At 72.9% G+C, this 6,353-nt stretch carries 8 protein-coding genes; 4 read left to right on the top strand and 4 right to left on the bottom strand.

What is annotated here, in order from left to right; all coding sequences use genetic code 11:
* Positions 1-143: 143 nt before the first annotated feature.
* Positions 144-752, bottom strand: a complete 609-nt coding sequence (locus K6I33_RS29880) for a hypothetical protein (RefSeq protein ID WP_229357669.1) — start codon at positions 750-752, stop codon at positions 144-146.
* A 172-nt stretch (positions 753-924) separates the two neighbouring features.
* Between K6I33_RS29880 and K6I33_RS29885 the strand changes: the two genes are divergently transcribed.
* Positions 925-1,440, top strand: a complete 516-nt coding sequence (locus tag K6I33_RS29885; protein ID WP_229357670.1) for an isochorismatase family protein — start codon at positions 925-927, stop codon at positions 1,438-1,440.
* Positions 1,441-1,465: 25 nt separating this feature from the next.
* Here K6I33_RS29885 and K6I33_RS29890 read toward each other — a convergent pair whose 3' ends face one another.
* Positions 1,466-1,897 (bottom strand): MarR family winged helix-turn-helix transcriptional regulator, encoded by a 432-nt coding sequence (locus K6I33_RS29890; protein WP_229357671.1) that lies wholly within the window; start codon positions 1,895-1,897, stop codon positions 1,466-1,468.
* An 89-nt stretch (positions 1,898-1,986) separates the two neighbouring features.
* Between K6I33_RS29890 and K6I33_RS29895 the strand changes: the two genes are divergently transcribed.
* Both K6I33_RS29895 and K6I33_RS29900 read left to right on the top strand, forming a co-directional pair.
* On the top strand, positions 1,987-3,012 hold the full coding sequence (locus tag K6I33_RS29895; protein ID WP_229357672.1) for an NADP-dependent oxidoreductase: 1,026 nt from the start codon (positions 1,987-1,989) through the stop codon (positions 3,010-3,012).
* Between the two features lie 42 nt (positions 3,013-3,054).
* On the top strand, positions 3,055-3,879 hold the full coding sequence (locus tag K6I33_RS29900) for an EI24 domain-containing protein (RefSeq protein WP_229357673.1): 825 nt from the start codon (positions 3,055-3,057) through the stop codon (positions 3,877-3,879).
* Here the strand turns inward: K6I33_RS29900 and K6I33_RS29905 are convergent, their stop codons facing one another.
* Both K6I33_RS29905 and K6I33_RS29910 read right to left on the bottom strand, forming a co-directional pair.
* On the bottom strand, positions 3,880-4,899 hold the full coding sequence (locus K6I33_RS29905; RefSeq protein ID WP_229357674.1) for an aldo/keto reductase: 1,020 nt from the start codon (positions 4,897-4,899) through the stop codon (positions 3,880-3,882).
* 7 nt (positions 4,900-4,906) lie between these two features.
* A complete protein-coding gene (locus K6I33_RS29910) occupies positions 4,907-5,377 on the bottom strand; it encodes a MerR family transcriptional regulator (RefSeq protein ID WP_229357675.1) in 471 nt (156 codons plus the stop codon).
* Positions 5,378-5,500: 123 nt separating this feature from the next.
* Here K6I33_RS29910 and K6I33_RS29915 point away from each other — a divergent pair, with 123 nt between their 5' ends.
* Positions 5,501-6,319 (top strand): serine hydrolase, encoded by an 819-nt coding sequence (locus K6I33_RS29915; protein WP_229357676.1) that lies wholly within the window; start codon positions 5,501-5,503, stop codon positions 6,317-6,319.
* Positions 6,320-6,353 lie beyond the last annotated feature (34 nt).

Genomic DNA, 6,353 nt, shown 5'->3' on the forward strand with positions numbered 1-6,353 from the left:
GGACGGGGACGTGGACATGGCCCCCAACCTAGGCCCCGCTCCGGCGCCCCCGCCTCGGCCGAACGGCCACTCCGCCCTCCGCCGGGAGTCGGACCGGGGCCGCCGGGGCCGCCGGGAGACGGACCCGGGCCGGGGCCGCCCGGTCAGGGGACCAGCCGCTGGAGCAGCCCCCACGTGAACTCCGCGACGTACTCCCGGCGCGCCCCGGCCGCGTCCGGCGCCGTGAAGGCCAGCCGCCAGCGCGTCGGGGCGGTGCCCTCCATCGGCCGGGCGGGCGGGAAGGCCCGGGCGACCTCGTCCACCGTGCAGGACCAGGGCAGCAGCTCCTCGACCGTACGCGGCCGCGGGGCCGGCGCCCCGGGCGCGCGGACCAGCCATTCGTTCCACACCGCGCCGCCGGGGGCGCTCAGCACCTCGAAGCGCAGCCCGGGCCAGAGCGGTACCGGCCAGGCCGCCGCCTCGAAGGTCAGATCGCCGACGCGGCGCTCCCCGGTGCTCTCGGGCGGGCCCAGGACGGAGCGGTAGCGGGGCCCCGCGCCCCGGCCGCGCGGGGAGCGCGTCATGGCTTGCCAGCGGCGGTTGGCCTCGCGCATCTCGGCGCGCCCGACGCCCAGTTCGCGCAGCGCGTCCTCGACCAGCCCGGGCTGGTGGTCGGCCATCCGGCGCAGCAGCACGAGCTGGAACTCCAGGGGCCCGAAGGCGGCGACGGGCCCGGGGGCGGGGTCGGGCCCGGGGTCGGAAGACGGTCTCATGCGTGCCATCGTGACGCACCCGCCCCGCCTTTCGGCAACGCATCGGAAAACCTCCGCGAGTTGCGGGCCGCGGGCCCGAAGTCCCCCTTTCGCGGAAGCTTTACCTACCGGCAGCCGTGAGCTGGCCCGGAGGCCGCCCACGCCGAGGTCGTGGCCGGTACGGTCTGAGGCCATGACGGAACTCGACCCCCAGCGCACCGCACTCGTCCTCGTCGACCTCATGGAACGCCTCGTGGCGTTGCCCCTCGCGCCCCACCCCGGCGACGAAGTGGCGCGGACGGCGGCGGAGTTGGCGCGTTCCTTCCGCAAGGCGGGGGCGCCGGTGGTGGTCGTCCGGGTGGAGCGGCCCGGCCTCGCCGAGCAGCCGCCCGGCAGCGGGCTGCCCGCGGGGATCGCGGAGCCGGGGGACATCGAGATCGTCAAGCGGACCGTGGGCGCGTTCCACGGCACCGGGCTCGACGACCGGCTGCGCGAGCGCGGCGTACGGACGCTGGTGCTCGCCGGGATCGCCACCAACCTCGGGGTGGAGTCGACCGGCCGGGCCGCCGCCGACCACGGCTACGAGCTCGTCTTCGTCGAGGACGCGATGAGCGCGCTGACGGCCGAGGAGCACCGGGCGTCGGTGGCGCTGGACATGCCCCGGCTGGGGACGGTCGTCACGGCGGGGGAGCTGCGGCTGTCCGCGTAGCCCCTCGCCGGGAGGGTGGGCGCGGCTACTCGCCCAGCATCCGCTTGAGCAGGTCCCGCAGCACGGCGCGCTCCTCCTCGGACAGCCCGGCCAGCGGCTCGCGCGCGAAGTGCAGCGACTCCCGCAGCCGGGCCGCCGTCAGCCGGCCCTCCTCCGTCGCCGCCGCGAGCTTGACCCGGCGGTCGTCCGGGTCTGGGCGGCGCTCGACCAGGGCCCGGGCCTCCAGCCGGTCGACGATCCCGGTGATGTTCGACGGCTCGCACTTCAGCTTGACGGCGATCCGCCGCATCGGCAGCGGCTCCCGGGCCAGCAGGGCCAGGACCCGGGCCTGGGCGCCGGTGAGCGAGTGCCGGGCGGCCGCCTCCTCGTACTCCTCGTGGTAGCGCGCCACGACGGTCGCGATGAGGTCGACGACCTCAAGGGTCAGGGCGTCGGTGGGCCGTGGAGGGGGTGTCATGGAGACCACCCTACTCCGTTACTTGACATCGTGAAATATCGAGGCACATGATTGGTTGAGGTTCTTAAGTAATTGGAGGGTTGGTTCCCATGACCGCCACAGCCGCCCGCATCCCCGAGACCAGCCGGGAATGGCACCTGGTCGCCCGCCCCGTGGGCTGGCCGAAGCCCGAGGACTTCGCCCTGCGCGAGGTCGCCGTCCCCGAGGTCGGCGAGGGCGAGATCCTGGTCCGCAACATCCACCTGTCGGTGGACCCGTACATGCGCGGCCGCATGGACGAGCGCGAGTCCTACGTCCCCCCGTACCAGCTGGACCGGCCCATGGACGGCGGCGCGGTCGGCGAGGTCGTGGCCTCCCGGGTCGAGGGCTTCGAGGTGGGCGACCACGTCCTCCACGGCCTCGGCTGGCGGGAGTACGCGGTGGTCGAGGCCGCCCGCGCCGCCAAGGTCGACCCGAAGCTCGCCCCGCTCTCCGCCTACCTCGGCGTGCTGGGCATGCCCGGCATGACCGCCTACGCGGGCCTGCTGGAGGTCGCCTCCTTCAAGGAGGGCGACACCGTCTTCGTCTCCGGTGCCGCCGGCGCCGTCGGCAGCCTCGTCGGCCAGATCGCCCGCCTCAAGGGCGCCGCCCGCGTCATCGGCAGCGCGGGCTCGGACGAGAAGGTCCGGGTGCTGCGCGAGGAGTACGGCTTCGACGCCGCCTTCAACTACAAGGAGGGCCCGGTCGTCGACCAGCTGCGGGCCGCGGCCCCCGACGGCATCGACGTCTACTTCGACAACGTCGGCGGCGAGCACCTGGAGGCGGCGCTCAGCGTCCTCAACCTCCACGGCCGCGTCACCATCTGCGGCATGATCGCCCAGTACAACGCCACCGAGCCCGTGCCCGGCCCGCGCAACATGGTCAACATCCTGGCCAAGCGACTGCGCGTCCAGGGCATGATCGTCTCGGACCACAACGCGCTGCGCCCGCAGTTCGTCGAGGAGGTCGGCGGCTGGATCCGCTCCGGCGAGCTCGCCGTCCGCGAGACCGTCGTCGAGGGCATCGAGAACAACGTCGACGCGTTCCTCGGACTGCTGCGCGGGGACAACACGGGCAAGATGATCGTCACGCTCTGACGACGCGGGACCGCCCCGCCGCGGCGGCTACGATGTGCCGCCATGCGAGATCTTGTGACGGGCATGTCGTACCTGGTCAAGGGCCAGCGCTGGGTGGGGCGCAACCGCCGGCGGTGGGGTTTGGGGCTGCTGCCCGGGCTGATCACCCTGGCCGGGTACGCGGCGGCGATGACCGTGCTCGCCCTCCGGTCCGACGACGTCGTCGACTGGGCCACCCCCTTCGCCGACGGCTGGGGCTCGCCCTGGCTCGGCCTCTTCCGCGGCGCGCTGACGGCGCTCTTCTTCGGCGGCTGCCTGCTGCTGGCGATGCTCTCCTTCACGGCGGTGACGCTGCTCGTCGGACAGCCCTTCTACGAGGCGCTGTCCGAGCGGGTCGACCTGACCGAGGGCGGCAGCGCGCCGTCGTCCGGGCTGCCGCTCTGGCGGGAGCTGTGGATCTCGGCCCGGGAGAGCCTCGCCGTGCTCGTCCGGGCCTCCTTGTGGGGCGTCCTCTTCTTCGCGCTGGGCTTCGTTCCCTTCGTGGGCCAGACGGTGGTGCCGGCGATCGGCTTCTGCGTCTCCGGCTTCTTCCTGACAGAGGAACTCTCCGCCGTCGCCCTTCAGCGGCGCGGGATTCCGCTGCGTCAGCGGCTGGAGCTGCTGCGCTCGCGCAAGCTCCTGGTGCTGGGCTTCGGAGTGCCGCTGATCCTGCTCTTCCTGGTGCCGCTCGTCGCGGTGTTCGTGATGCCGGGCGCGGTGGCGGGGGCGACGCTGCTGGCGCGGGATCTGCTGGGGGAGACGGCGGAAGAGAGCGGTGACGAGGCGGAGTCCGCGACGGAGAACGTCGGAGGGGCCGGCTTCACCGGCCCCTCCGACGTTCGATGGTGACTACTCCCGGCCCGCCGAGGTGAACCTCATGTCCGGGTAACGGTCGCCCGCCACCTTGGACGCGATGGGCTCCAGCGACGTGAGCTCGTCCGCCGTCAGCTCGACGCGGGTGGCGCCCACGTTCTCCTCCAGACGGGAACGCTTGCGCGTGCCCGGGATCGGAACGACCGTCAGGCCGTCCACCCGCGCCCGCTGCTGCACCCACGCCAGGGCGACCTGGGCGAGCGTCACGCCCCGCGCCTCCGCGATCCGTCGCAGGGGCTCCAGCAGGGCGACGTTCGCCGCCGCGTTGTCACCCGTGAAGCGCGGCTGCGTACGGCGCCAGTCGTCCGTCGACAGGTCCTTGTCCGCGTTCGCGAAAGCACCCGTCAGGAAGCCGCGGCCGAGCGGCGAGTACGGCACGAGGGCGACGCCCAGCTCACGGGCCGCCGGGACGACGTTCTCCTCGATGTCCCGGCTGAAGAGCGACCACTCCGACTGCACGGCCGCGATCGGGTGGACGGCGTGCGCCTCGCGCAGCTCGCCGCCCGTGACCTCGCTCAGGCCCAGGTACTTGACCTTGCCCTCCGCGACCAGCTCGGCCATCGCGCCCACCGACTCCGCCAGCGGGACCTGGGGGTCGCGGCGGTGCATGTAGTAGAGGTCGATCCGCTCGACCCCCAGCCGCCGCAGGCTGCCCTCGACGGCCTTGCGGATGTACGGCCGGTCGTTGCGGATCGTCCGCTGCGCGGGGTTGTCCGGGTCGGCGTCGATCGCGAACTTCGTCGCCAGGACGACGTGTTCCCGGTTGGCCCGGATGAAGGGGGCGATGAACTTCTCGTTCTCCCCGTTCCCGTACATGTCGGCGGTGTCGTAGAGCGTGACGCCCAGCTCCAGCGCCCGCTCCAGCGTCGCCCGGGCCTCCGCCTCGTCCGTCGTCGGGCCGTAGGCGAAACTCATGCCCATGCAGCCCAGGCCCTGGACGCCGACCTCCGGGCCGCCGTCGCCGAGGGCCACGCGTGCGATCTTGTCGTTGCTCATGTGTCCGTCATGCCCCTTCGGACGCCCGGCGGGCGTCGGCATAGGTATTGATCTTGTAGTCCAGTACTTCCAGCGTGCTGCGCAGCTCCGCGATGCGCATCCGCACGTCGTCGCGGTGCGCGCTCAGCAGTCGTTCGCGCTCGGGAAAGGTGTGCTCGCCCAGCCGCACCAGTTCCGCGTAGCGGACCATGTCGGCCACCGGCATCCCGGTCAGCCGCAGCCGGCTCACCAGGTCCAGCCAGTCCAGGTCGCGGTCGGTGTAGCGGCGCTGCCCCGTGTGGGAGCGGTCGACGTGCGGCATCAGCCCTATTCGCTCGTACCAGCGGAGGGTGTGCGCGGACAGCCCCGCGTACGCGGCCACTTCACTGATCGTGTAGCGGTCCCGGCCCTCCGGGCGGCGCCGGCGCTGGCGGGCGAGCGGGGCGCAGAGGTCGTCCACCGTTCCGGCCGGCGCGCTCTCGGTGTCCATCAAAGTCATTGCCGCTTCCCCCTCGATCGCCCCGTGCGGTGCGTCCCCAACGCTAGAGAGTTGGAGTGCACTCGAAGCAAGCGGGATTCGACGTGATCCGGCCCGATCCCGTGTGGCGCTAGGCTCCTTGCCATGGAAAGCCTGCGGATGATCGAGAACTGGCCCGTCAAGACCGCGGCGGCGGCCGTCGTGCGCGCCGACGGCACCTACGCGGGTGCGCACGGCCCGGCCCGCCACCGTTTCCCGCTGGCCTCCGTCACCAAACCGCTGGCCGCGTACGCCGCGCTGATCGCCGTCGAGGAAGGCGCGATCGAGCTCGACGAGCCGGCCGGCCCGCCCGGTGCCACGGTGCGTCATCTGCTCGCCCACACCTCCGGACTCGCCTTCGACGAGTACCGCTCCATGGCCGAGCCGGGCACCCGGCGGCTGTACTCCAACGCCGGCTTCGACGCCCTGGGCGACCACATCGCCAAGGCCACGGACATCCCCTTCGCCGAGTACCTCCGGCAGGCGGTGCTGGAGCCCCTCGGCATGGCCTCCACGGACCTGCCCGGCTCGCCCGCCAAGGACGGCGTCTCGACGGCGGAGGACCTGGCCCGTTTCGCCGCCGAGCTCCAGGCGCCGCGACTGCTGTCGCGCACCACGCTGGACGAGGCCACGACGGTGGTCTTCCCCGGTGTGACGGGCGTCCTGCCCGGCTACGGTCACCAGCGGCCCAACGACTGGGGCCTCGGCTTCGAGATCCGGGACGCCAAGTCCCCGCACTGGACGGGCACGTCGTCCTCGCCGCGGACGTTCGGCCACTTCGGGCAGTCCGGCACGTTCCTGTGGGTGGACCCGGAGCTGGGCGCGGCCTGCGTCGCCCTCGCGGACCGGGCCTTCGGCTCCTGGGCCATCGAGGCGTGGCCTTTGCTGACGGACGCGGTGATCAGCGAATTGCGTGCGGGGTAATCGGGCTGGGGGCACCTCCCAGCGGTAGCTGGGG

Origin of the sequence: Streptomyces sp. UNOB3_S3, from assembly GCF_020740895.1 — a bacterium.
In the GTDB taxonomy this organism is placed as follows: Bacteria; Actinomycetota; Actinomycetes; order Streptomycetales; family Streptomycetaceae; genus Streptomyces.

Bases quoted from the DNA above. Each gene is read 5' to 3' on its own strand.
- K6I33_RS29895 (WP_229357672.1), top strand. From the start codon at position 1,987: ATGACCGCCACAGCCGCCCGCATCCCCGAGACCAGCCGGGAATGGCAC.
- K6I33_RS29910 (WP_229357675.1), bottom strand. From the start codon at position 5,377: ATGACTTTGATGGACACCGAGAGCGCGCCGGCCGGAACGGTGGACGAC.
- K6I33_RS29915 (WP_229357676.1), top strand. From the start codon at position 5,501: ATGGAAAGCCTGCGGATGATCGAGAACTGGCCCGTCAAGACCGCGGCG.
- K6I33_RS29885 (WP_229357670.1), top strand. From the start codon at position 925: ATGACGGAACTCGACCCCCAGCGCACCGCACTCGTCCTCGTCGACCTC.
- K6I33_RS29880 (WP_229357669.1), bottom strand. From the start codon at position 752: ATGAGACCGTCTTCCGACCCCGGGCCCGACCCCGCCCCCGGGCCCGTC.
- K6I33_RS29900 (WP_229357673.1), top strand. From the start codon at position 3,055: ATGCGAGATCTTGTGACGGGCATGTCGTACCTGGTCAAGGGCCAGCGC.
- K6I33_RS29905 (WP_229357674.1), bottom strand. From the start codon at position 4,899: ATGAGCAACGACAAGATCGCACGCGTGGCCCTCGGCGACGGCGGCCCG.
- K6I33_RS29890 (WP_229357671.1), bottom strand. From the start codon at position 1,897: ATGACACCCCCTCCACGGCCCACCGACGCCCTGACCCTTGAGGTCGTC.